This window comes from Blautia sp. MSK17_66, assembly GCF_020538025.1.
Classification (GTDB): domain Bacteria; phylum Bacillota; class Clostridia; order Lachnospirales; family Lachnospiraceae; genus Blautia_A.
The window spans coordinates 1-514 of record NZ_JAJBNQ010000088.1 but is presented as its reverse complement, the minus strand read 5'-3'; the positions used below and the strand labels follow the sequence as shown (position 1 = coordinate 514).

Below are 514 nucleotides of genomic sequence, written 5' to 3'. Positions count from 1 at the left end.
CAGACTTTTCTGCATTTTACTGGTCTCGGCATAAACTGCTCCTTTCTCGCTTTTCTTATATAATAGCCCTATAAAAGGCATATGTCAATAATGTTTTTGACATATGCCTTTTATGAATCACCTTATAGTATTACTTCTTTTCATTATTTTTTAATTTACAGATACCCTGCGTCATTGTTCCCATTGGACAAAATGTACACCAGGTTCGTGGCTTATATAACACCATTACGATCAACCCTAACAACAAAGATGTAAGCATCAAACTATAAAATCCAAAACTAAACTGTGCCACCCAATCAGCTACTGTTCCGGCAGTGTATGTCCATCCCCACGGAACACGGAAGGTCCAGAATAATTTGATGGCTTCACGCAAGGATGATGATCCGGCACCAACTAAATATGTCTGAAATACCATATTCCCAAACATTGTAAGGAAAAATATCAAAAAGCCGTATCGGAACCATTTTGAACTCATCCATCGCGGGGTTGGTTTATTTCTTGAGCATTTTAAATC

General features: G+C 37.7%; 1 protein-coding gene. It reads right to left on the bottom strand.

Going from position 1 to position 514, the window contains the following annotated elements:
• Nucleotides 1-130: 130 nt before the first annotated feature.
• A partial coding sequence (locus tag LIR34_RS17600) for a 4Fe-4S binding protein (RefSeq protein ID WP_173903424.1) occupies nt 131-514 on the bottom strand: 384 nt, incomplete at its 5' end.